Below are 1,334 nucleotides of genomic sequence, written 5' to 3'. Positions count from 1 at the left end.
CTCGTCGAGAGGCCCCTCCGGCGACCATTTCAGCGACCATTCCAGCGTGCACTCCCAGTCGCTGCACGCCACGTCGACCGGCCGCACCTCGACGCCGTGCTCGCGCGCATCGCGCACCAGCTGCGCCGGTGCGTAGAACCCCATCGGCTGGCTGTTCAGCAAGGCCGCGAGAAACGCATCGGGGTGGTGGCACTTGATCCAGCTGCTGTTGTAGGCGAGCAGCGCGAAGCCGGCCGCATGGCTCTCCGGGAAGCCGTATTCGCCGAAGCCCTCCATCTGCTTGAAGATGCGCTCGGCGTACTCGAGCGCGTAGCCGTTGGCGACCATGCGGCCGACCAGCCGCTCGTGGAACGGCCCGAGCCCGCCCTTGCGCTTCCACGCGGCCATCGCGCGGCGCAGCTGGTCGGCCTCGCCCTGCGTGAAGTCGGCGGCCAGCATCGCGATCTGCATCACCTGCTCCTGGAAGATCGGCACGCCCTTCGTGCGTTCCAGCGCGGGCCAGAGCGGCTTGGGGCAATCGATCTCCTCGATCGGCAGGTTGCGGTTCTTGAGATAGGGGTGGACCATGCCGCCCTGGATCGGGCCGGGCCGCACGATCGCGACCTCGACCACCAGGTCGTAGTACTTTCGCGGCCGCAGGCGCGGCAGCATGCTCATCTGTGCGCGGCTCTCGATCTGGAACACGCCGACGGTGTCGGCCTGGCAGATCATGTCGTAGGTGGGCGTGTCGCCTTCGGCGATGTCCTGCATGCGGAACTCACGGCCCCGCTTGTGGCCGATGAACTCCAGCGCGCGGCGCAGCGCGCTGAGCATGCCGAGCGCGAGGATGTCGACCTTGATGAGCCCGAGCGCGTCGAGGTCGTCCTTGTCCCACTGCACGACGCTGCGCTTGTCCATCGCGGCGTTCTCGACCGGCACCAGCTGCTCGATCTGGTCGCGCGCGATCACGAAGCCGCCCGGGTGCTGGCTCAGGTGGCGCGGAAAGCCCACCAGCATGCCGGTCAGCTCGGCCCATTGCCGCACCACCAGCGAATCGGGATCGAAGCCGTTCTCGCGCAGGCGCTCGCGGCTGATGCCGCGGCCGTCGAACCACTGCTGGCTCTTCGAGACGGCGTCGATGCGCTGCAGGTCGATGCCGAGCGCGCGGCCGACGTCGCGCACCGCGCTGCGCGGCCGGTAGCTGATGACGACCGCGGTCAGCGCCGCGCGGTGGCGCCCGTACTTGCCGTAGATGTACTGGATGACCTCTTCGCGGCGCTGGTGCTCGAAGTCGATGTCGATGTCGGGCGGCTCGTTGCGCTCGGCGCTGATGAAGCGGCCGAACAGCAGCGTCG

The 1,334-nt window shown here is 68.7% G+C and carries 1 protein-coding gene; it reads right to left on the bottom strand.

Going from position 1 to position 1,334, the window contains the following annotated elements; translation table 11 throughout:
* The coding region (locus AC1D01_RS34940; RefSeq protein ID WP_477874143.1) for an error-prone DNA polymerase family protein at window positions 1–1,334 on the bottom strand (1,334 nt) is incomplete at both ends.

Source organism: Rhizobacter sp. P3_B12, assembly GCF_056402895.1.
Note: the sequence above shows the minus strand (reverse complement) of the source record. Positions and strands in the feature narration are given on the sequence as shown.